The organism is Labrenzia sp. VG12, assembly GCF_002237595.1.
Taxonomy (GTDB): Bacteria; Pseudomonadota; Alphaproteobacteria; order Rhizobiales; family Stappiaceae; genus Roseibium.
Genome location: NZ_CP022529.1, coordinates 4,915,485 through 4,936,986, shown reverse-complemented (window position 1 = coordinate 4,936,986; position 21,502 = coordinate 4,915,485). Strand labels below are relative to the sequence as shown.

General features: G+C 60.6%; 17 protein-coding genes. 3 read left to right on the top strand and 14 right to left on the bottom strand.

Going from position 1 to position 21,502, the window contains the following annotated elements; all coding sequences use genetic code 11:
* Nucleotides 1–7 precede the first annotated feature (7 nt).
* From CHH27_RS22875 to CHH27_RS22860, 4 genes are all read right to left on the bottom strand, one after another.
* The gene (locus CHH27_RS22875) at nt 8–1,624 is read right to left on the bottom strand and encodes a thiamine pyrophosphate-binding protein (protein ID WP_094073641.1); all 1,617 of its coding nucleotides are present in this window, start codon (nt 1,622–1,624) and stop codon (nt 8–10) included.
* Complete coding sequence (locus CHH27_RS22870) at nt 1,621–2,895, bottom strand: CaiB/BaiF CoA-transferase family protein (RefSeq protein WP_094073640.1); 1,275 nt, start codon at nt 2,893–2,895, stop codon at nt 1,621–1,623. The genes CHH27_RS22875 and CHH27_RS22870 overlap by 4 nt, the downstream gene beginning before the upstream one ends.
* Before the next feature lie 150 nt (nt 2,896–3,045).
* On the bottom strand, nt 3,046–3,891 hold the full coding sequence (locus tag CHH27_RS22865; protein WP_157739055.1) for a PHB depolymerase family esterase: 846 nt from the start codon (nt 3,889–3,891) through the stop codon (nt 3,046–3,048).
* A gap of 154 nt (nt 3,892–4,045) precedes the next feature.
* The gene (locus CHH27_RS22860) at nt 4,046–4,831 is read right to left on the bottom strand and encodes an ion channel (RefSeq protein ID WP_094073639.1); all 786 of its coding nucleotides are present in this window, start codon (nt 4,829–4,831) and stop codon (nt 4,046–4,048) included.
* 208 nt (nt 4,832–5,039) lie between these two features.
* Here CHH27_RS22860 and CHH27_RS22855 point away from each other — a divergent pair, with 208 nt between their 5' ends.
* Nucleotides 5,040–5,801, top strand: a complete 762-nt coding sequence (locus tag CHH27_RS22855; RefSeq protein ID WP_094073638.1) for an SDR family oxidoreductase — start codon at nt 5,040–5,042, stop codon at nt 5,799–5,801.
* A gap of 86 nt (nt 5,802–5,887) precedes the next feature.
* Here the strand turns inward: CHH27_RS22855 and CHH27_RS22850 are convergent, their stop codons facing one another.
* From CHH27_RS22850 to CHH27_RS22840, 3 genes are all read right to left on the bottom strand, one after another.
* A complete protein-coding gene (locus CHH27_RS22850) occupies nt 5,888–10,312 on the bottom strand; it encodes an ExeM/NucH family extracellular endonuclease (RefSeq protein WP_198338275.1) in 4,425 nt (1,474 codons plus the stop codon).
* Between the two features lie 595 nt (nt 10,313–10,907).
* Complete coding sequence (locus CHH27_RS22845; protein ID WP_094073636.1) at nt 10,908–11,387, bottom strand: DUF302 domain-containing protein; 480 nt, start codon at nt 11,385–11,387, stop codon at nt 10,908–10,910.
* Nucleotides 11,388–11,493: 106 nt separating this feature from the next.
* Nucleotides 11,494–12,645, bottom strand: coding sequence for a YeeE/YedE family protein (locus CHH27_RS22840; protein WP_094073635.1), 1,152 nt, complete (start codon nt 12,643–12,645; stop codon nt 11,494–11,496).
* A 248-nt stretch (nt 12,646–12,893) separates the two neighbouring features.
* Here CHH27_RS22840 and CHH27_RS22835 point away from each other — a divergent pair, with 248 nt between their 5' ends.
* Both CHH27_RS22835 and CHH27_RS22830 read left to right on the top strand, forming a co-directional pair.
* On the top strand, nt 12,894–14,279 hold the full coding sequence (locus tag CHH27_RS22835) for a tetratricopeptide repeat protein (RefSeq protein ID WP_094073634.1): 1,386 nt from the start codon (nt 12,894–12,896) through the stop codon (nt 14,277–14,279).
* 40 nt (nt 14,280–14,319) lie between these two features.
* Complete coding sequence (locus tag CHH27_RS22830; protein ID WP_208988335.1) at nt 14,320–15,600, top strand: OpgC family protein; 1,281 nt, start codon at nt 14,320–14,322, stop codon at nt 15,598–15,600.
* Nucleotides 15,601–15,675: 75 nt separating this feature from the next.
* Here CHH27_RS22830 and CHH27_RS22825 read toward each other — a convergent pair whose 3' ends face one another.
* From CHH27_RS22825 to CHH27_RS22795, 7 genes are all read right to left on the bottom strand, one after another.
* Nucleotides 15,676–17,472 carry a diguanylate cyclase gene (locus CHH27_RS22825; protein ID WP_094073633.1) on the bottom strand — a complete coding sequence of 599 codons (1,797 nt, stop codon included), beginning with the start codon at nt 17,470–17,472 and terminating at the stop codon, nt 15,676–15,678.
* Between the two features lie 359 nt (nt 17,473–17,831).
* A complete protein-coding gene (locus tag CHH27_RS22820; protein WP_247646150.1) occupies nt 17,832–18,116 on the bottom strand; it encodes a DUF1150 domain-containing protein in 285 nt (94 codons plus the stop codon).
* Nucleotides 18,117–18,147: 31 nt separating this feature from the next.
* Nucleotides 18,148–18,576, bottom strand: coding sequence for an Hsp20 family protein (locus CHH27_RS22815; RefSeq protein WP_094073631.1), 429 nt, complete (start codon nt 18,574–18,576; stop codon nt 18,148–18,150).
* Between the two features lie 162 nt (nt 18,577–18,738).
* The gene (locus tag CHH27_RS22810) at nt 18,739–19,599 is read right to left on the bottom strand and encodes a LysR family transcriptional regulator (RefSeq protein ID WP_094073630.1); all 861 of its coding nucleotides are present in this window, start codon (nt 19,597–19,599) and stop codon (nt 18,739–18,741) included.
* A gap of 489 nt (nt 19,600–20,088) precedes the next feature.
* Nucleotides 20,089–20,487, bottom strand: coding sequence for a nuclear transport factor 2 family protein (locus CHH27_RS22805; RefSeq protein WP_157739054.1), 399 nt, complete (start codon nt 20,485–20,487; stop codon nt 20,089–20,091).
* A gap of 186 nt (nt 20,488–20,673) precedes the next feature.
* A complete protein-coding gene (locus CHH27_RS22800; RefSeq protein WP_157739053.1) occupies nt 20,674–21,123 on the bottom strand; it encodes a sigma factor-like helix-turn-helix DNA-binding protein in 450 nt (149 codons plus the stop codon).
* 13 nt (nt 21,124–21,136) lie between these two features.
* Nucleotides 21,137–21,487, bottom strand: coding sequence for an RNA polymerase sigma factor (locus tag CHH27_RS22795; protein ID WP_157739052.1), 351 nt, complete (start codon nt 21,485–21,487; stop codon nt 21,137–21,139).
* Nucleotides 21,488–21,502: the final 15 nt, after the last annotated feature.

The following is a 21,502-nucleotide window of genomic DNA, read 5'->3' as shown; positions in this document are numbered from 1 at the left end:
TGCCGCGCTAGATCGCCCCATCATACGCCCGGCGCTCGATGCGGCAGGCAAGCAGGGTGAAGCCGTCGCGGGCCAGAGCGGCTTCGGCCTCGGACTTGAGCGTTGCCGCGTCCTCCACCCAAACGCCGTGCCCCCCATAGGCAGCGGCAACGGCTGGAAAGTCGGTTTCGCCGAAATCGACGCCAACATTCGGGCGCTGGCTGTTGCGCTGTTTCAGCTCGATCAGCGCAAGGCTGGTATCGACCAGCACGCAAATGATCACGGGGATTTTCAGATCGCGCAGGGTGGAGAGTTCGCCGAGGCACATTTCAAGGCCGGCATCGCCGACAAAGGCAATTACCGGTGCCCCGCCGTCGACCAGTCGATGTCCCATGGCGAGCGGCACGGCGCAGCCCATCGTGCAGAGCGCGGAAGATTGCAGCATCTGGCGCGGCCCAGGACAGCGCCAGATCTGGCTGACGAGAATGCGGTGCGCACCGCTGTCGGCGGTCGCCACCGTTTCGTCGGGCAATGCGTTGCGCAGGGTATGGAACACGGTTGCCGGGCCCCAGCCGCCACCTTCCGGTGCAAAGGCACCTTCCAGCGCTTTTCGGGTTTTTGCAGGCTCCCCGCCAGGCCAGGAGACCTTGCCCGGATCGCGCACTTCGCTCATCAGTTTCAACACGGGCGCAACGTCGCCACGCAGCGTGGCAGAAACCGCATGCATGCCGTGCGTCCTGAGCACCGGGGTGACATCGACCACCGGTGCATCGTCGCTCCATGGATTGCGCCAGTTGATGCGCATTTCGATCGGATCGTAGCCAAGCAGCAGGATGCAGTCGCTCTGGTTGATCAGCGGCAGCAGGTGGCTGTCCGCCTTGGGAGACAGGCCGGCCCCGCCAAGGGCCAGAGGGTGGGTCTCGTCCAGAAGACCCTTGCCCTTGTAGCTTGTGACCAGCGGGACCCGGTAGGTTTCGCAGAACTGGGTGATCGCCGCGGACGCGCCTTCATTGACCGCATCGACACCGGCAATCGCTATCGGACGCTCGGCCTTTGCGATCAGCTCCAGCGCGGTTTCCAGGTCCTTGCCCGGCAAGGGCTGTGTGGCAACGGGAGCTGCCTGAAAGACTTTGGTCCAGGCTTCGCCGGTTTCGCTTTCGGCAACCTTGATCGGAACATCGATATGGACCGGACCCGGCTGGCCGTCGAGCGCGATGGCCATCGCCTTTTCCATCATCACGTCGAGCGCGCCAAGCCGGGCGGAGAAGCTCGCCTTGACGATCGGACGCAGGAGCTGCTGATGGTCGAAGACCTGGTGGGTGTAGCTTTCGGCTTCGGCCTGGTCGACGCAGCCTGTCAGGAAGATCAGCGGCACCCGGTCCTGCCAGGCATTGGCCACCACGTTGATGGCGTTGGTAACGCCCGGCCCGAGGGTCGCGAGGAGAACGCCCGGTCCGCCATCTGCATGCCAGCCACCTTCGGCCATGAAGCCGCCGGCGTTTTCATGCTTCACCAGGACAAAATTCAGCCCGGCCTCATCGAGCGCCTGCATCAGGGCGAGCACCTCGCCGCCCGGTATGCCGAAGGCATGACGGCATCCTGCTGCATAAAGTTTGCCTGCAATGATATCGGCACCGGTCGTCATGCGTTTGTCTCTTCCTTGAGGGGCGTTTGAAAGCCGAGAATGCCGCGCTCGGCAAGCTCTGCGAGGGTTTCGGGGTGCAAACCGAGATGACGCGTCAACACGTCCTGCGTATCCGCCCCGAGGAGCGGCGGCGCGTTGCGATAGGCCACCGGCGTCTTTTCCAGATTTATGGGCGAGCCGATCAGATCAACGCTGCCACTTAATGGGTGGGGCAGCGTGATGCGCATGTCGCGGGCTTGCACCTGCGGATCGTCAAAGACCTGGCCAAGATCATTGACCGGGCCGCAGGGCACCCCGGCCGCTTCCAGTTCCGCGATCCAGTCGGCAGCGGACTTTTCGATTGTGAGCCGGCGGATCTTCGGCACCAGATCCTTTCGGTTGCGTACCCGGTCGGCGTTCTTGGCAAACAGAGGGTCCTGCGCCAGCTCCGGTGCGCCGGCAACGGCGCAGAATTTCTGGAACTGACTGTCATTGCCCACGGCCAGAATGAAGGACTGGTCGCTTGCCGGGAATGTCTCGTAAGGCACGATGGTCGGATGACCATTGCCGAGACGGCCCGGCACCTTGCCGGACACCAGATAGCCGGTACCCTGGTTGATCAGCCAGGAGACCTGCGCATCCAGCAGCGAGATGTCGATATGCTGCCCTTCGCCGGATTTGTGACGGTGATTGAGGGCTGCAAGGATCGAGACCGTCGCGTACATACCGCACATGACATCGGCAATGCCGACACCGCATTTGGTTTCCGTGCCACCATCCTCATCGGCAAATCCGGTGAGCGACATGATCCCGCCCATGCCCTGGATCAGGAAATCATAGCCGGCCCGATGCGCATAAGGTCCGGTCTGGCCGAAACCCGAAATCGAGCAGTAGATCAGCTGCGGATTGCGGACCTTCAGTGTCTCGTAGTCGAGGCCGCGCCGCTTCAGGTCGCCGACCTTGAAATTCTCCACCAGGATGTCGGCTCCGGCGGCAAGATCCGCGATCAGCTTTTGCCCTTCCACGCTCGCCAGATCAATGGCGACGGACGCCTTGTTGCGGTTGGACGACAGATAATAGGCGCTCTCGGCGGTCTCATTGCCTTGCCTGTCCTTCAGAAACGGAGGGCCCCAGCCGCGCGTGTCGTCTCCCCTGCCCGGCCGCTCGATCTTGATCACTTCGGCGCCGAGATCTCCGAGGATCTGGGTGCAGGTCGGCCCGGCGAGAATGCGGGACAAATCAAGGACTACGAGGCCGGACAAGGCGCCGGTAGCAAGGTCGGACTGGGACACGGGGGACCTGACTGACTAGACAATGGGGTTCCTAGCCGGAAATGGGCACAGGGGACGAGGGAGGTCAACACCGCTGTTCAGCGCCGCCGAACAAGCCGGCTCACATTCTTGTCATTTGGGAATGGGCCGCTTCGCCCTCTCCACCCGCAGTCACCCCTTCTGAGTCCAGCCCTTCATTTCACCAAGTTTCGTCCAGGCGCGGCGAATGAAACCGGCTTCGACACTGTGGCCGCCATCGTGAAGACAGAGTTCCAGGAGGCCCGTGGCAGGTTGCCAGCGTTCGCAGGACAGCTTGCCGTCGGTGAAGGTCTGCGGCTCGGTGTCGGCCAGATCGTTCTGGCGGCGCCAGATGTCGAAGCTTTCGAAGACGTCGCCCTGTTTCCACTGGCCACCGCCCAGCCAGCGGCCTTCCAGCGGAACGACTGTGTCTGCCGTGCCGTGGACATGGAACAGATAGGGCGGTTCACTCGGGCATTCCTGCGGCAGCGGTTCCCAGAAGGCACCGGCAATCGGCGCGTAGCCGCCGAAGCGGTCCGCCTTTTCGCAGGCCAGATACCAGGTCATGAAGCCGCCGGAGGAAAAGCCGGACAGAAGCGTGCGGGCACGGTCGACCCCGAACCTGCCTGAAAGATCCTCAAGCACGTCTTCGAAAAAGACCGTCTCGTCGCGCAGGTTGCGTGGCGCGGTCGGAAACGACCAGGTGCCGTTGACTCCCTGGACGGCCACAAAAGCCACACCGAGCTCATCGGCCATCTTCTGGAAACTCTTGTTGCGGATCGCGTTGACCGCCTTGCCGCGATGGCCGTGCAGATAGAAGATCGCGCCGAGCGGTTCGCCGGCTTTGTGGGTCTCAGGCAAGTGAATGTAATACTCGCCGTTTTCGAGCTCGCAGGGCATTTCCTCGCCGCATCCTTCGGACGCGAAGGCCGTCCCTGTACCAAGCCCGCCTGACGAAACAAGCGACAGGGCGAGGGCACCGAAAAGGAATGTTTTCATAATCAAAACCGCTCCAGCGACTGCTTCATAAGGCACTTGTGCGACGGCCGACGGGCCCTGCACCGGAGCTAGAGAATGGCGTCGGTTGCACAAGAGTCCAGCCGGCGGCGATCACAAGTCGGCGAGAGAGGAGACCGCTACGTGCCGAAAGCGGCTATTCCCAGGTGCCTTCTGTGGGGATGTTGATGGTGCGGCCACAGTGTTTGCAGTGAACCGCATCCGGATCATGGCGGTTGAGCCCGCAATCGGGGCAGGCATAATTCACCTTGGCCGGGCGGAAAATCGTCTGCACCAGACGCAGAAACAGGGCGACCCCGAAGATCATGATGAGCACGGTCATCAGCCGGCCGACACTGTCGGTCATGGTGATGTCGCCAAAGCCGGTCGTTGTCAGGGTGGTGACTGTGAAATAGAGCGCATCGAGATAATTGTTGATGTTCTCGTTGCGATCATCCTCGACCACGAAGACGATGGCGGTGACCACGAAGATGAACACCATCAGATTGACGGCCGATTGCAGGATGTCCTCGTTGCGCCGGAACCAGGCAGACGCATCGCGCAGTTCCTTCAGCAAATGATAGGAGCGCATCAGCCGCAGCATGCGCACCACCCGCAGGAAGGCGAAGTTTTCCAGGAAGGCCGGCGCGATCAGTGAGGCGATGACCACCACATCGGCAAAGGAGGTAAAGCTGATCAGGTAACGGGACGGGCGCGCCGCCGCGATCAGCCGGGCGACGTAGTCCAACAGCAGCACCGCGGCGATGACATAGTCCAGCTCATGATGGTGGCGCGCCGGGTCGAGCACGGACGAAACGATGAAATAGCCGATCGTGATCAGGTCAAAGGCGATGAGGAAATAGCGAAAGATCCGCGCTTGAACGCTATGGCCGAAATACATCTGGCGCAGGAAGGTTTTCACCGCCGATTTTTCCGCCGCCATCCGGTCAGCCCCTCAATTCGCATTTTCAGTCTTTGCGTTCAAACCACTAGAGGCAGCGGCAAAAGTCAATTAGCTAAGACCCTTACGCATTCGTGCAGAAGCTGCAGGACGCTCCTGCATGCAGGCTGTTTATTCCTTGATGTCACCGCATTAAGGTCCGCAGAAGAAGAAGACGGCCACGAGGGCCGGACACAGCAGGGGACGTTACATGTTTGATCTGTCAGGACAAGTTGCTCTGGTCACCGGGGCAAGCCGCGGTATCGGTGAAGCCGCCGCCAGGAGCCTTGTCAAATACGGCGCCAAGGTGGTGCTGGCCGCCCGCTCGGGCAAGGACATCGAGCGTATCGCCGCGGAGATCAACGCGGCCGGTGGCAGTGCTAAGGCGGTGACCTGCGATGTCTCCGACTATGATGACGTGGTGAAGGCCGTTGAGACCTGCATCGAGACCTATGGCGGCATCGACATTCTGGTCAACAACGCCGGTGTCATCGAACCGATTGCCCGCATCGAGGAGTCCGACCCGGAGGCCTGGGGCAAGGTCATCGATATCAACGTGAAGGGCGTCTATTACGGCCTGCGCGCGGTTGCACCGCATATGCTCTCCAAGGGATCCGGCACGGTTGTCAATATCAGTTCCGGCGCTGCTACGGGCGCGCTCGAAGGCTGGAGCCAGTATTGCGCCTCCAAGGCCGCGGCCCTGTCATTGACCCGCTGCGGCGACAAGGAATTCGGCGACAAGGGACTGCGCATCGTCGGCCTCAGCCCGGGCACCGTGGCCACCCAGATGCAGGTCGACATCAAGGCGTCTGGCATCAACCCGGTCAGCCAGCTCGACCCGGCCGTTCACATCCCGGCCGAATGGGTCGGCGAAGCGATCTGCTGGTTGTGCACCGATGCGGGCGATGCCTATCGCGGCGTCGACTGCTCGCTGCGGGATGAAGATGTTCGCAAGTCGGTCGGGCTGGTGTAACAGCCTCCTGGCTTGGCGCAGAGAACGCAGAGCGAGACAAGAACGGCGGCCAGGGGCCGCCGTTTTCGTGTCTGAAGCTCCGGTCCTTACGCGAGCAAGGCGTCGTTCTGGCTGCCCAGATCGAGACCGATGATCACCGGGTCGTGGTCGGACGAGGCAAAGGGGTCAACGCTAAAGAAACCCGGATCGTTGAAGTCCTGGTCGTAGTTCAGCAGATCCGGCTCATCGGCATTGATGTGCCATTCGGTGAGACCGGTCACCTGGGTCGCCAGGCTGCTCGTGGCAAGCGCCTGATCGAGCGTGCCCTGCTGGCCGTCAAAGACGAAGCTGTAGGCATCCTCCTGGCCGATGAACTGGTCAATCAGGTCGATGTAGCCCGCGTCATCGCGCACCGTCTGAACCGGGTCTTCCTCTGCATAGGCATTGAAGTCGCCCATCAGCAGATAATCGGCATCGATGATGCCCTGTCCCGCCAGGTCTGCCGCGTAGGTGCTGTCCAGATAGGCGGCCAGTTCTCCGGCCGCATCGGCCCGAACCTGGTTCCAGAACCCCTGGCCGTTGCCCTGGTCAAAGTTCGGATCGGCGATCAGCGCCGCCAGGGCCGCGGTGACGGCAGCCACTTCACCGGCAGGCACCGAACCGCTGTCCAGAGCGGACTGGACGCCCTCGGCCAGATCCTGCAGGTTGCTGTCGCCCTTCGACTTGAAGTGACTGGAGGCGACCGTGAAGACTTCACCATTGGCATCTTCGAACGTTGCAATGGTGGTCGGGCGGTTGCGCTGGAAATCCCCCACCTGATCCCCCGAGGAGACGTAGCTGTTGAGGAAGTCCGCAATTGCAAACGTGTCGGCCGCCGAAGCTTCGTTGAAGACAAGGCCGTCCGCATGGACCAGAGTCAGTTTGGTGGTGTCATAGACCATGCCGGTCATGATGGCGTCGGTGCCCAGGAACCCGTCGCCGCCCAGAGGATTGACATAGGCGTAGACCGCACCGGTTCCCTCTGCAAGGGCCTTGGCATTGAGGGCATCGACCAGGGCGGCAATGGCAGAGGCATCACCGAAACCGTTATTCTCGATTTCCTGAAGCGCAAAGACTTCAGCACCCGTCTTGATCATTGCCTCGACGATCTTGGTGGTCTGGCGGTCGAATTCTTCCTGGCTGTCGGCCCCGCGCGGATTGAGATCGCCATTCGGACCCGTGCCGCCGGAGAAGGTGGTGAAGTAGTTCAGCACGTTGAAGCTGGCGACCTGGATCTCGCCGCCGACATCGTCCGGCGTGTCCTGCCGTGCCCCGGAGTTTGTCGCCTCGTCGATGTCGAGCGTGCCGTCGACCAGCACCTTGAACTCGCCGAATTCATAGGTGAGCACCCCTTCGATCGCCGAGTTCATTTCCGCGCCGAGACGCAGCGTCGGGCCTTCCGCCGTGAAATCGTCTCCGGCGCTGAGGATGCCGTCGCCATCGTCACCGGCCGAGGTGTTCGCCACATAGCCATAGCTGTCTGGATTCTGGCTGGAGGTGCCGTCGGTGATCACCAGGCGGTTGTTCATGTTGCCTTCGATATGGTCGGCGATCTCATCCGCCTGGGTCTGGGCATCATAAAGCTGGGTTGCCTGGGTCTGTGTCCCGGCGCTGACGGTGATGTCGCCAAAGCGGTCGAAGTTGAAGTTTTCGATAATGGTCACCCGCTCGTTTTCGATGCCGGAGGTGACCGAAATGCGCATGCCTTCATATTGTTCGTAATTGGTCGCGGTCCGGGACAACTGGATCTCCGCTGCTGTCGGCAAGGTCGTGGTGCCGGTCTTGGTCACCTCGACGCTCCCTCCGAGCTGGGTCATGCCGAAGAATTCCTCGACCGTGCCGGCCACATCGACCGTGTCGCCGGACACCACCGACGGTTCTCCGCCTGTGAAAACGAAGATGCCTTCGGACGTCAGCGCATCGCCATCCGCATCCGCGTCTTCTTCCTGCAGGAAGAAGCCGTTGCTGGTGGTGTAGGTGACAACGGCTGAGACCAGTACATAATTGCCGATGAGCAGGCTGGCCGACCCGGAGCCCTGGATTTCGGAAATGAAGCGGGCGGTCGGTTCGCCGCCACCGCCACCGTCATTGGCTTCGCCGCGCGTCTCGTCGGCCGGCGCATTCCAGCTGCCATCGTCATTGCGCTGCAGGGACTGGCCGACCGGGGTCGAATTGCTTTCGGAAACACCGATATCGGTGGAGGTGACTTCCGTACCCGCGATCGTTGCCGTGATCGTGCCTTCGTAGCTCAGGAATTCAACGACTTCGGTTCCGTTGACAAGCGCAACACCGTCCGGAGCCCCGTTCTGGATACCATTGGAAGGCAGTTCCCAGACGTAATAGTCATAGGTGCCGTCCGTGGTTCGCACCAGCGACGACAGGTCCGCGCTGTTGTAGCTGGCCCCGCCATTGCCATTGATCAGCTGCACCTGCACGCCGGTTACGTCGGCATCTGCGTTGACGCGGATTTCCACGAATTCGCCAGTGTCCGTGCCGTCGTTGTCATAGTGAATTTCGTTGATCCGGGCTTCGACCAGCGGACCGGTCCCACCGCTGTTTTCCGCGCCCTTGGTCTCGGCCGCAGCCTCGTTCCAGGAGCCGTCCGCGTTGCGCTGGAGGGACTCGCCGGCGGCCGTTGCACTGCTCTCGGCAACACCGACATCCGTGGAGGTCACTTCAACACCGGCAATCGTGGTGGTGATGCTGCCCTCATAGGAGAGGAACTCGACCACTTCGCCATCATTCACAAGCGCGATGCCGTCCGGTGCACCATTCTGCAGGCCATTCGCCGGCAGATCCCAGACGTAATAGTCGTAGGTGCCGTCCGTGGTCATGGTCAGGCCGGCGACCGCTGCAAGATTGTATTCGGCACCGCCGTTGCCGTTGATCAACCGCACATCCAGCGCAGAGACATCGGCACCGGCATTGACACGGATTTCGATGAACTCACCCGTATCCGTGCCGGCATTGTCGTAGTGGAATTCATTGATCCGGGCATTGAGTTCCACACCAGGTGCTTCGTTGGCTGCGCCCCTGGTCTCGTCGGCCGCCTCGTTCCAGCTGCCGTCGTCGTTGCGTTGCAGCGACTGACCGGCCTCCGTGCTGCCGCTTTCGGCAACGCCAACATCAGTCGAGGTCACGGTCTGACCGTCGATCGTCGTCTCGATCTCGCCTTCATAGCTGACAAATTCCAGCACCGCGCCACCGTTGACCAGCGCGATGCCATCGGGAGATCCGTTCTGGAGACCGTTTGTCGGCAGATCCCAGACGTAATAGTCGTAGGTGCCGTCGGTGGTCATGGTCAGGCCGGAAACATCGACGCGGTTGTATTCGGAGCCGTTGGAGCCGTTGATCAGGACGATCTGCAGGAAGGAGACGTCGTCTCCCGCTGCCGTGCGGATCTCGACAAACTCGCCCGTGTCGGTTCCGGCATTGTCGTAATGGAACTCATTGATCCGGGCATCGACCTCCGGAATTTCCAGAACATCCGTCACGTTGACGGTCAGGGCCTGGCTGTCGGTTGCACCTTCGGTGTCTGTCGCAGTGACGATCAGATCGTAGGCGTTGTCACCGTTGGCGTCCGCAGGCGCTTCGTAGTCGGGAGCGGACCGGAACCGGATTTCGCCGGTGTCTTCGTTGATCGTGAACAGCGCCGCATCCGTACCGGAGAGTGAGAAGGTCACGCCATCGCTGTCAACGTCGCTGGCCTCGGCATCGGCGACAGCGTCCGTGCCGTTTTCGGCATATTCAAGGCTGGACGCGAGCTGGAGCTCCGGAGCATCGTTGGTGCCGGTGATCGTCACACTGACCGTCGCCGTGGTGCTGCCACCGCGGCCGTCGTCCACGGTGTAAGTGAAGGTGTCGGTGACGGTTTCACCTTCTTTCAGGGCATCGAAGGAACCCGCCGGGTTATAGATGACCTGCCCGTCAACAACCGAAATGACCGCCCCCAAACTGCTCAGGGCGTCGACCTGGGTGATCGACAGCGTGTCGCCGTCGAAATCCGTGTCATTGGCCAGAAGCGCGTCGAAGGACAGCGTCAGTGCCGTGTCTTCATCGGTCGCTGCAAGGTCGTCGAGCGCCAGAACCTGATTGTTCCGCCCGTCGATATAGAGCGTGTAGTCTTCTTCGGCGAAATGCAGTGCCTCGACATTCTTCAGATAGTCGACTTCCACGGGCCGACCGTCATCGCCGAAGCGGGTGACAATGGCTGTGGTGGAAAACCAGCTCCGGCAGAGAGACACGTCATAATCGAAGATCGAGCCGTCAAAAGCGGCGGTGTCGAAGCCCCGGCCGCCATTGATATAGTCGTTCCCGGACCCGCCATGGATCCAGTCATTGCCACGTCCGGCAAAGATGGTGTCATTGCCGCCCCTGCCGTAGATCTCGTCATTGCCGCCGAAGCCGAAAATGAAATCGGACCAGTTGCTGCCCTCAAGGAGATTGGACCGATGATCGCCAAAAACGAACCCGAAGCGGAAATGCCAAGTCATGATGTGTCTTCCCCAAACAACAGTACAAATCTGGGGCGCTAGGTAGTCCACGCCCCATGTCAGAACCGTGTCAGTTTTCTGACTTTTGACCATTTGGCAAAGGGAAATTTAGTCGCCTAAATAATGACTTGGTTGTATTTTTGACTTGAAAATTCAAGTGACTGGCTGATGCGATTTTGCAAAAGACCGGCTTAAATTATTCAGGAAACAGCGCTTTTCGCGGCTCCGCATTTATGCGTAGATTAGAACGACTTTAGGTTTAATAAACAAAATCAATACAACCCACTTGAAAAACTTTTTGTGGGACGTGGTTTTCAAGGGCGCGGAATCAAAAGAGGGCCGCAATGCGGCCCTCCCATGAGATCGACGTGACACAGGGTCCGGATCAAATCCCAGCGAAACCGGTCAATACCAGAGGCTGCTCCAGCACCGTTCGATTCCGCCCAGAAACCTGGGCCACGTTCAGATACTCATTAGACATGGGCACACCTCCTTTCAGTTGTTGACGACACTTTTAATGTGAGGCCGCGCATGGCGTTTCACAAGCCTAAAATCCGGTCTTGGCTGCCCGCAAATTGCGCAAACCACCAACCTGTTACCGAGCGGCAACAGCCCCCTCGGCGATGGACAGGAATACAAGGTCAAGTTCTGCGGCCAGTGTTTCCAGGGCCTCGCCGCCATCGTCGAAATAAGGCGCGAAAACAAAACTCGGCGTCTTCCAGGAAAGTGTTGCCGTTCCGTCGCTGTTTTCCGTGACGTAGAACCGGATCGGCGCCTCGATGCCGGCGGCGACCGAGGCCTCCAGCATGCGCACCGCATAGTCATTGCGATAAACGCCGATAACCCGGTTGCCCGGGATCGTCAGGCCACGTCCCTTTGCACCGGCAGAGGCACTTGCCTGGGTGACCAGCAACATCTCATGCGCCTTGATCGAGGTTTTCAGGTCATCGACCAGGGCCTGATAGGTCTTGTCCGTCGGGGCGACTTGCCAGCCTTTCCGGTCCGGAACGCTGTCGGCGAGGCTCGAGCTCAAAGACAGAAACAGGGAAACAACACAGACAAGGGCCAGGCGCATGATCGGAACTCCAGGGGCAAGACGGTTGTCGGAGCCATCCTAGCCGTTTGCGTTTCACATGCCGCTCACATTCCGGTGTGGCCGATGGCCTCCTGACAAAACGTGGTCACCCCATGCCGAGCCGCAATCGCAGGCGCGTTCCGGCAAGGCTGCCCAGAAAGCCGAACGCCAGCCATAGCCAGCCGTGCAGGGAGCCGGATACGAGCCCACCGAGATAGGCGCCGATGTTGCAGCCATAGGCAAGGCGCGCGCCATAGCCCATCAACAGTCCGCCGGCGATTGCCGTCAGAACGTCGCGGCGGCTGAGCTTCCAGACCGGCGCAAACCGGCCAGCCAGGGCCGCCGCTGCCATGGCACCGAGGATCACGCCAAAATCCATCACGGAGGTGGTATCCCGCAGGACCGAATTCTCCAGAGCGCTGCGCTGCCACGTCCAGTAGGGCCAGGTGTCGACCGGAATGCCGATGGCGTGAAAGATCTTGCCGCCCCAGAGCGCAAAAGCCGAGGTGATCCCCCAGGGCCGGCCGACAACGATAAAGGTTGCGATGCCGACGACGGCCAGCATGATCGCCCCCAGCATCGGTGACCACGGCCCTTTCAGGAGCGATTGCGTCGGGCGCGCGGCTGCGATGTCTCCATGGGCCTTGCGTTCGATCCCCACTGTCAGCAGCGCCAGGCCGCCCAGCACCAGCGCTGTCAGCAGAAAGGCACCATGCGGCCCGAACTCCCTGATGAGAGACACCGCCGGAAGTTTTGGCAAACGGCCCCAAAGATGCAGATGGGCGGTGGCCAGAACCGATCCCAGCACGAAGGCGGCGAGCGTGATCATCATCCGGGTGGAACCGCCACCGGCCGTGAACAGCGTGCCGGAGCCGCAGCCGCCACCGAGCTGCATGCCCGCGCCAAACATGAAGGCTCCGAGCGCGGCGGCGATGCCGAAAGGGAACACAAATCCGCCCGTTGGCCAGCCAAGTGTGCTGCCCCAGGCAATCAGCGGAAAGGACACCGCACTGGTAAGCAGGATAAGCACAAACTGCGCCCGCAGGCCGCCACCACGCTTTTCCGTCACGATCCGCCGCCAGGCCGCGGTGAAACCGAAGCTGGCATGATAGAGCGACAGGCCTGCAAGCCCCCCGATCAGCACGGCAATGGCCTGCCGTCCACCAGCTTCGCCATAGGCTCCCAGCGCAACAAACGCCAAAAGCAAGGACGCGACACCGGCAACAATTACCTGAGATCTTTGCACTGTCGTTGACATTAATGCGCGCTCCTTTACCCGCGCCGGCAAGATTACCTGAATGAAGGCTTTAAACTCGCATCTACGGCCATAATTTCGCAACGAAGGTCGCTTTTGATCAGCTACACATTGCCAACACCTTTTTGTGTTTTGCAGTTCAAGTGAAGCCTGCTGATTTTTAGCGGTAGCGATTCATCAGCTGGATGTGCGCCAAGTCCTGCTTTTGTGCAAGACCCCGCGCCCCGGCGAGAGAGACAAAAAGGCCAGCTATGCGTCTGAGCGACCAATTCGGATATGACCTCACCTTGTCGGACAGGGATGCTCTGGCGGCCTGGAACGACACCGTGCGGGCCTTTCTTGCCCATGGCAAGACCACCCCGCAGCATCTTGAAACCTGTCTCGGCCTTGCCCCGGATTTTGCCCTTGGCCATGCGGCACGCGGCCTGTTCTGTCTGCTGCTCGGGCGACGGGAGCTTTTCGCCACGGCAGGTGAGTGCCTGTCGATCGCCCGCAACTCGGCGCGCCAGACACCTTTGACGACACGTGAGACGGCCGTTGTCGATGCGCTTGACGCCTGGTTGCAGGGTTTTCCGAGCCGCTCCGCCGACCTTCTGGATGCCGAACTGGTCAAGGTTCCCGAAGATGCCCTGATGATGAAACTGGTGCATGCCATCCGCTTTGTGCTTGGCGATGCCGCCGGCATGCGGCAGTCCATCGAGCGTATCCAGTCAGCTTATAATGAAAACCACCCGGCCTATGGCTATCTGCTGGGCTGCCGGGCCTTCTCCCTGGAAGAAACCGGGGACTACCGTCAGGCTGAGGCGTCAGGCCGCAGGGGCCTGGAATTTGCCCGCGATGACGCCTGGGGCCTTCATGCCGTTGCCCATGTCCATGACATGACCGGCCGCTCCGAGGAAGGCGCAGGCTGGCTGGAAAACCATCCGGACGGCTGGGCTCATTGCAACAATTTCGGCTATCACGTGTGGTGGCACCTGGCGCTGATGTATCTGGACCAGGGCAATGCCGACCGGGCGCTGGCGCTTTACGATACGGATATCCGCAAGGACAAGACCGACGACTACCGCGACATTTCCAACGCCGCTTCGCTGCTGGTGCGGCTGGAGCTGGAAGGGGTCGATACGGGATCCCGCTGGGACGAACTGGCCCTTCTGTCAGATAAACGCGCGGAAGACGGCTGCAATGTCTTCGCCGATCTGCACTACCTGCTGGCGCTGTTGAATGGCGGTCGCCGCATGGGTGCCGACCGGCTCCTGGCCGGCCTCAAACAGCGCGCCCAGAGTGAAACGGATATCGGCAGGATCACCGCCGAAACGGGTCTTCCGACGGGACTGGGGCTGGAACAGTACCGGAAAGGCAACTACGCCTCCGCCTTCACGCTTCTGACCTCCGCGCGGGACAATCTCTATCTGGTCGGCGGTTCGCATGCGCAGCGCGACGTCTTTGAGCGCATAACCATTGATGCCGCGCTCCGGGCCGGATTGCCGGATGATGCCGAACGGCTTATCAAGGACCGCACCCACAAGCGCGGCGCCCTGGACCGGTTTGCCGAGCAGCGTCTTGAAACCTGCGAGAAGATGCACCGCGCCCAACAGGTGATGGAAGACGAGAAACTCCGGGCCCGGTTCTCGGTCTGACCACTTTCCCGCCCGGACAGCGACTATTTTTGGAAACGACGTGAACGCGCACCCTCAGACGAAACGCCCCCGGGACCCGCGGCTCGACTTTTTCCGCGGCATCGGCATGTTCATCATCTACATTGCCCATCTGCCCTGGAACTGGTGGACGCTCTGGATTCCCGCCCGCTTCGGTTTTTCCGACGCCACGGAGATCTTTGTTTTCTGCTCCGGCATGGCTTCTGCCCTTGCCTTCGGCAAGATCTTCGACCTTCACGGCTGGGGCATGGGAGCCGCCCGTATCCTGCATCGCATGTGGCAGGTCTACTGGGCCCATATCGGCCAGTTCCTGGTGATTGCAGTCGGTCTCGTGATGATCCACGAGAGCAATTTCCTGAATGATTGCTGTGGCCTGACCCAGGATTATGTTGCCTCGCTCAATCTCTGGCATCTCTACAACAAGACGGAAGTGTCGCTTCCCGGCCTGATGACGCTGACCTGGGTGCCCAATTATTTCGACATCCTGCCGATGTATATCGTGATCCTGGCCCTGATCCCGGTGATCATGCTGGCGGCACGCTATTCGGTTCCGGCTGCATTCGCCGTCTCCATCGGCCTCTGGCTCGCCTCGCAATTCGACCTGCTCAGCCTGCCGGCCGAACCCTGGTCCGACCGGGAATGGTTCTTCAATCCCTTTGCCTGGCAAATGCTTTTCTTTACCGGCTTTGCCTTCATGCGCGGCTGGATTCCGGCGCCGCCGGTCAACCGCAAACTTATCCTCCTTTGTGCGACCGTCGTCATCGTCACAATCCCCTTCGCCTATTTCCGGGTCTATAGCGAACACCAGTGGGATGTGGCCTGGGCGCGGGACATTCGTGAAGCCATCCGGCCGCTCTGGATCAAGACCGAGTTCGGCCTGTTCCGGTATCTGCATTTCCTGGCGCTGGCTTATCTCGCCTGGATCGCCGCCGGTGAACACGGCAAGCACCTTCTGGGCCACGGCGCTCTCTGGGGCCGCTTCGTCAAGGTGGTTCAGAAGGTCGGCCAGCAGTCGCTGCCGGTCTTCATGGCCAGCCTCGTGATCGCCCAGGCCGCCGGCCTGCTGCGCGACATGGTCTGGGGCCGTGGCGACTGGATCCCGCAGATCCTGTCCAATCTTCTGGGGTTTGCTGCCCTGATCGCGGTGGCCTATGTTGCCGGCTGGTACAAGAGCCAGCCTTGGCGCAAACCTCCGGCGACGTCGACGCCCGGTCCATCCGGCCGGCCAAAATCACCTCCTGCCGAGGACACCGACCAGCATGCAAGGTCGGCTTCAGACGAACGCAAACCCGTGCTGACCTGACCAACATCCCTGCGAACAGGGAGCGGAGTAACTATCGCCGCTCCTGATACTGCAAGCCCTGGCCAGGTGGCTGGCTCAGTTGCCCACCTGCCGCAGTTCGGCTTCGGGTTCGCAGACCGTGCGATCCCTGCCTGCGTCCTTGGCCTTGAGCAGCGCCACATCCGCTCGTGTGCGCAGAGAGGACAGAGGCCCGCCATCCGGCGTGCTGGCCACGCCAATGGAGACGGTGACGGGTGCCAGCACCGCGCCGCGATGCGTGAGTGTCATCCGCGCCGCCTGCCTGCGGATCTCTTCGGCAAGGGCAAAAGCCTCGTCGCGGGGCAGGTTCGGCAGGAGAATGACAAATTCCTCGCCGCCGAAGCGATAGCAGGTGCCCCGCTTGCCCACGGACTCCATCAGGATCCCGGCAAAGGACTGCATCACCAGATCCCCGGCGTCATGGCCGAACTCGTCGTTGAAACGCTTGAAGTAATCAATGTCGAGCATCATGCAGGTCAGCCGGCCGGTCGCGTTTTCGCGGGCCCTGTCGCTCATGGTCTGGTCGAGCGACCTGCGGTTCTGCAAACCGGTCAGGGCATCGCGCACGGCAAGTTGTGTCAACCGGTCGCGCAGCTGCAGATTGGCAACGGCGAGCGCAACGTTTTCAGCAATCATCTCCAGATAGAGCTGCGCCTCCTGGATCGTGTCTTCACCGTCCGACAAGTCCTTGAAACTGAGCAGACCGATGATGTCTCCTTGCGCGGTCAGCGGCACGCATAGCGCTGAAGAGGAGGTGTCCGCCAGATGCTGGCAGTTCACATCCTCCTTGCCATTGTGGCTGACATGCGCGCGTCCCCGGCGAAGCCCCCAGCAATCGTCCGGACTGAAACTGGCCAGTGAAGGCTGTGGTGTTTTCCAGGCTCCGGCACGCCTCAGCGCGGTGCGCTGATCGTTGAGCACATAGAGCCCACCCGCCAGTTCCGGAAAGATCTGCGGTGCAAACCGGCTGACCACGTCGCTGAGCTCGTCCAGTTTCTGGCAAGCCTGCAGACGGTGCATCATCTGCAGGATCAGGTCCTTCATTTTCAGGTCACGCCGCCGTTCCGCATCGAGCCGCTCTCGCTCCAGGCCGTTTTGCCGGAAAATATGGATCGCGGCATTCAGCTCGCCAATTTCGTCCTGACGGCCGTCAAGCGGCACCTCGACTTCGTAGTCCTGGGTCGCCAGGCGCTTGACGATCCCGGTCATGCGCGTCAACGGCAGGGCCACACGCCGCCGCAGCACAAAATAGAGCACTGCAAGGAAAAGCGCCGCCGTCAGCCCGAGCATGATGCGCGCCGTCAATCCGAACCAGTCGCTGCGCAGCTTGGCAAGCTCCAGCTCCACGCTGGTGCGCGCATCGACCATTTCGCGAAACTTCTCGACATCCTTCACCAGCTGGATGTGGTGCTGGTAATGCTCTTCTCCGAAAAGCAGATCCCTGGCGGTTTGCGCGTCGCCGGCCTGATAGGCCTTGATCGCCTTCAGTTCGATAGCTTCCAGCGTGTCGGCCTGCTTGTTGATCTCCAGAAGCAACGCAAGTTCGTCGCTGGTCGCCCCGAATTCCTCGGCATGGCGCGCCTTTTCCTCCAGTCGATGTTCCTCGGCGTTGTAGACTTCGAACGCCGCGAGGTGAGCTGCAATCCCCCGCATCACATAGAGCCTGGCCTCGTCCGTCCTGAGTTCGGCGTCAATTTCAAGCTGCTCACCAAGTTCGTTCAACACCAGGTGAACTTCGACGGCCTTGCGTTCCTCATGGGCACTGTCAACGGAAAGGATAAACGCGATACCGGACAGGACGGTCAGGAAAACGGTGACGCCATAGGCCCAGTTTGTGATTGTGCTGATTTTCATGCGCTGTCCCGAATGCCCGCTTATTTGCACCGGAGGAAGCCGGTGCACTTGTTTATCTTCCGTCGATCCGCCCCGCGACTGAAGGAACCGCACCGTCGGGATACCCGCATATCCCCTGGAGCGATAATCCTGCCGGTTGAAGCTTTTGGCATTGCACCACGTTCATCCGACTCGCGCTGCGTAAGATCTACGACGAAAGAATAATCTCAACAACGTGGTTAACCAAAATCGAGCAATAATGCATGCATTATTTTCAAGTGCAGACGGAGAAGAAATGCAGGGCCTGACCAAACCACAAAAAAACACCGGTCATGGGACATGACCGGTGTTCCGTATCGAATTCCAGATCTGGCTTTGCGTCAGTGCAGCGAAGCCATTTCCAGATCGGCCTCAAAGGCATTGGCAACGGCAGCTTCCCGGCTGTCGGCCAGAAGGATCGGCGTACCGTCGGCATTGAGCAACGCATAGAGCGTCATGTTGTCATGCAATGGCGGCACGTCCGGAAACATCTCGTGGAGGTCGCGTGCCTTGATCGGTTTGATATAGGCAACATCGCCGGTGCCCAGCTCGGTCAGTTCATCAACCGACATGTATTCGGACAGGTCGACGGGCGGTGCCCCGAAGGGGCTATTGGGATTGTGCATCAGTCTTCTCCATCTGTTGGTCGACGAGGGTCTATTCGCCGCTGGAGATTTCTATTTTTCTTATGACACGTTCCGGTTCCGGGCGTGCCAGATCGATGGACAGAAGCCCATCTTTCAGGTCGGCTCCAAGGATCTCGATCCCCTCGGCCAGGACAAAGGCCCGCTGAAACTGGCGGGCGGCAATGCCGCGATGCAGGTACTGGCGGGTCTTGTCGTCGACCTGCCGGCCGCGGATCACCAACTGGCTCTCCTCAACAGAGACGTCAAGCTGGTCCCTTGTGAACCCGGCCACGGCAAGCGTGATCCGGATGATATCGCCCTGACCTTCGCTTTTCGGAAGTCTTTCGATGTTGTAGGGCGGATAACCGTCATTGGCGGCCTTGGAGACGCGATCGAGCACACGCTCGATATCGTCGAACCCGAGCATAAACGGGCTAGAAAACGCTGACATGCGCGACATCCTCAAAGTCCTTGTCGAAGCGACCTTGCACCCGGACCCTTTTCTTAGGCATCCAGGCCGGAACCAGCCGGTTCCGTTCACCATTAAATATGGAGCTTCGTTAATTTTGATTCAAGGAGCTGCGCCTTCAGCCTCTTTGCCTGTCAACCTTCTGTGAATTGTTCAATCAACTGATGTCAAAACAGGGTTTTCTTTCAAGACCTTCGCGAGCGTAGAGATCGCCCGGCGCAATTCCGGCTGATGGCGTTCATCCTGGTGCATCACCAGCCAGCGTTCCGTCTGCAGTTCCTCGATCGGGTTCGAGAAACGCCTGAGATCTGAAAACGCATCGCCGACAAAAGTAGGCAACAACATGCGGACCTGGCCCTTGCGCACCAGGGACAGCGCCAGGGAGGCCTTGTTCACGGTGATGGTCACGTCGTCCGCATGGTGTTCCTTGATCCAGAGGCCGGTTGGAAACAGCGCCTCGTTCTCGACCGGCCCGACCCAGCCGAGCTGCATATTCGCTGGAACGTCCTGCGACTGGTAGACGGCAAACTCCACACTGCCGACCTTGCGGCCGGCGAGCCATTCCTGCTTGGGGCGTTTGTTACGCACACCGATGTCGATCTGCCGCCGGGCCACATCCCGGTTGCGCGGGTCGGCCAGAAACTCCGGAAGCCAGTCGGCGTCGGGCGACCAGAACCGGTCGACATGATCGATCAACAGGCGCATGGTCCACTCGCCAGCCGAGATCCGGACCCGGCGCCGCGCCTGACCGCTGTCCCGCCAGGCGCCGATCGCCTGGGCGATCTGGTCCATTTCTTCAAGCTGCAACAACAGGTTCCGTCCTGCTGCCGTCAACTGGTAGCCGCGTGGTTCACGCTCCACCAGGCGCGCATTGAGGCTCTTTTCAAGGGCGGCAACCCGGCGCCCAAGTGTTGCCGCGCTGACACCGGTTCGGGTGGCAGCACCGGCCAGCCCTTCCGCGTTCGCCACTGCCAGAAACAGCCTCAGATCTTCCCAATCCAGATTTCGTTTCATTTTTGAAATCTCAATTTCACATAGAAAACATGGAAATACGCCAACTCCATGAGATTATCTGCTTGTTACCTCAAAATATCAAACATTCCTGAAGGGAGCTGCAGATGCTCATTCCCTATTCCCTCCCCTTGGAGAAAAAGGATTGTTCCAAGACCGGACGCGCCTGGGACGACCCGGTCAGGGCACTTTATCCTCATCACGCGGAACTCTGGCCGGCAGAGATGCCGGAACACCACCAGCTGATGGCGCTACACCTGCGCCTGGCGCGCAAGCGGCGGCGGCTGAAAGTCCTGAAATTCATCAGGTGGTGTCTGGGCGGCCCTTCCAGGCGCCGCCTTGAACCGGCTCGGCCCGCAGCGGCCGCCAATGATGGATGTACAACCGCCCGGCCTCCGGCTCATCCGCCGGAAGCCGAGACGATCGTGTCTTTCCACAATCCGCTGAAGCGGCCCCCGGCCGCGCCCGAAACATGCACGCGGCCGGACGATGTCACTCCGCCGAAGTCAGCAGTCGGTTGCCATAGGGATTGTCGATGACCATCTTCCAGCTGCCATCCGCCTGGCGGCGCAGAACGGCGACCGAAAGCCCTCCTCCTTCAACCTGATTGCCCTCGGGATCGGTACCGGTCATCTGCCAGGGAGCAATGTGAACGGCAATGTCTCCCTCAACGATGACCTCGTGCCCCGAATAGCTGAAATCCGGATTCAATGCCCGGAACTGCTCGAACATCTGTCGGGACTGCGCGCTGTCCGAGACAGGAGACCCGGGTTCGAAGGCGATGCTCTGATCGGCTTCGTAGGTTGCCATAACCGCATCAATGTCGCCCTTTTCGAACGAACTGGTCATGGTCTGAATGAGGGCGAGAACGTCTTTCTGGTCATTGGTCATGCTGTTGGTTCCTTGTGCAAAGACCGGGTTTGTAGTTGTCGTGACGAGGACTGCCGCCACGAGGAAGGATGTTGTGAAAACGCGCATGGCTGTGCTTTCGGTCGGGCAAAGCGGTGCCAGTCCCGCTTGGTGCCAAGTGGGTCAAAAGAGAAATGTCTGGCGGATCTGCCGGCCGGCTTGTCGGCTTTAGGCCGGCGACAGAATTTCGATAAGCTTTGTGCGGATTTCGGCCGGGCAGCGCTGCTCCGGCACCGCCCGTTGCAACTCGAAGGCCTTCAGGCTGTCTATGACAGAGCCGATGCGTTCACGAACTTGCGCGAAATTTTCACGCGCGCCTGCCGAATTGGGCACCTGCCCTGGAATTATCCGACCGGCCTTGATTGCTGCCGGCAAGCGGCGCGGACAGAGGCATTTGGCCGAGCTGCCAACCAGGCCGCAGTGGCTTGAGGTAAATCCCATGACATCGCTGCGGGCCCTGGAAAGCCGTTTGCGGTAGGTCGCCGGTGTCAGTTCCAGGATTTCCGAGGCTTCTCCGTGCTCCAGTTCCAGGATGTCACCGAGCACATAGGCCAGGCGCAGTTCCAGGCTCAGGCAAAGCAGCATGGCCATGGTGCAGGAGACACGCAGTTCGTTCACGAGCAAGGCGTCGTCAGGGGCGGCCGGGGGTCTGCGACAAGACCGGTTTCCAGATCCGCCGCAAAGGCGTCAAAGGTGAGCCCGAGGTCCCGGTCCCGGATTTTCCTGGCGCTGAGAAGAAAGCGGACCGCGACCCGGTAGACCCAGGTGGAAAAGGCGCTGTCCCCCGGAACGTCGACAGTTTGGTCAGCACCAGGATCAGGATCTCCTGGGTGGCCTCACTGGCGTCGTCCGGGTTCACCAGAATGCGCCGGGCCAGCTGATGGATCTGGTCCTGAACGCCGGAGAGCACGTTTTCCAGCGCCTCCCGGTCACCTTCCTGCGCTGCCGCGACTTGCTCTGATGATACCGTAATGGCCGTCATTCGTGTCATCCCCTT

Bases quoted from the DNA above. Each gene is read 5' to 3' on its own strand.
- CHH27_RS22795 (WP_157739052.1), bottom strand. From the start codon at position 21,487: ATGACGGCCATTACGGTATCATCAGAGCAAGTCGCGGCAGCGCAGGAA.
- CHH27_RS22845 (WP_094073636.1), bottom strand. From the start codon at position 11,387: ATGCGCCTGGCCCTTGTCTGTGTTGTTTCCCTGTTTCTGTCTTTGAGC.
- CHH27_RS22875 (WP_094073641.1), bottom strand. From the start codon at position 1,624: ATGACGACCGGTGCCGATATCATTGCAGGCAAACTTTATGCAGCAGGA.
- CHH27_RS22840 (WP_094073635.1), bottom strand. From the start codon at position 12,645: ATGTCAACGACAGTGCAAAGATCTCAGGTAATTGTTGCCGGTGTCGCG.
- CHH27_RS22865 (WP_157739055.1), bottom strand. From the start codon at position 3,891: ATGAAAACATTCCTTTTCGGTGCCCTCGCCCTGTCGCTTGTTTCGTCA.
- CHH27_RS22850 (WP_198338275.1), bottom strand. From the start codon at position 10,312: ATGACTTGGCATTTCCGCTTCGGGTTCGTTTTTGGCGATCATCGGTCC.
- CHH27_RS22815 (WP_094073631.1), bottom strand. From the start codon at position 18,576: ATGTCGCGCATGTCAGCGTTTTCTAGCCCGTTTATGCTCGGGTTCGAC.
- CHH27_RS22860 (WP_094073639.1), bottom strand. From the start codon at position 4,831: ATGGCGGCGGAAAAATCGGCGGTGAAAACCTTCCTGCGCCAGATGTAT.
- CHH27_RS22835 (WP_094073634.1), top strand. From the start codon at position 12,894: ATGCGTCTGAGCGACCAATTCGGATATGACCTCACCTTGTCGGACAGG.
- CHH27_RS22825 (WP_094073633.1), bottom strand. From the start codon at position 17,472: ATGAAAATCAGCACAATCACAAACTGGGCCTATGGCGTCACCGTTTTC.
- CHH27_RS22805 (WP_157739054.1), bottom strand. From the start codon at position 20,487: ATGACCAATGACCAGAAAGACGTTCTCGCCCTCATTCAGACCATGACC.
- CHH27_RS22855 (WP_094073638.1), top strand. From the start codon at position 5,040: ATGTTTGATCTGTCAGGACAAGTTGCTCTGGTCACCGGGGCAAGCCGC.
- CHH27_RS22820 (WP_247646150.1), bottom strand. From the start codon at position 18,116: ATGCACAATCCCAATAGCCCCTTCGGGGCACCGCCCGTCGACCTGTCC.
- CHH27_RS22810 (WP_094073630.1), bottom strand. From the start codon at position 19,599: ATGAAACGAAATCTGGATTGGGAAGATCTGAGGCTGTTTCTGGCAGTG.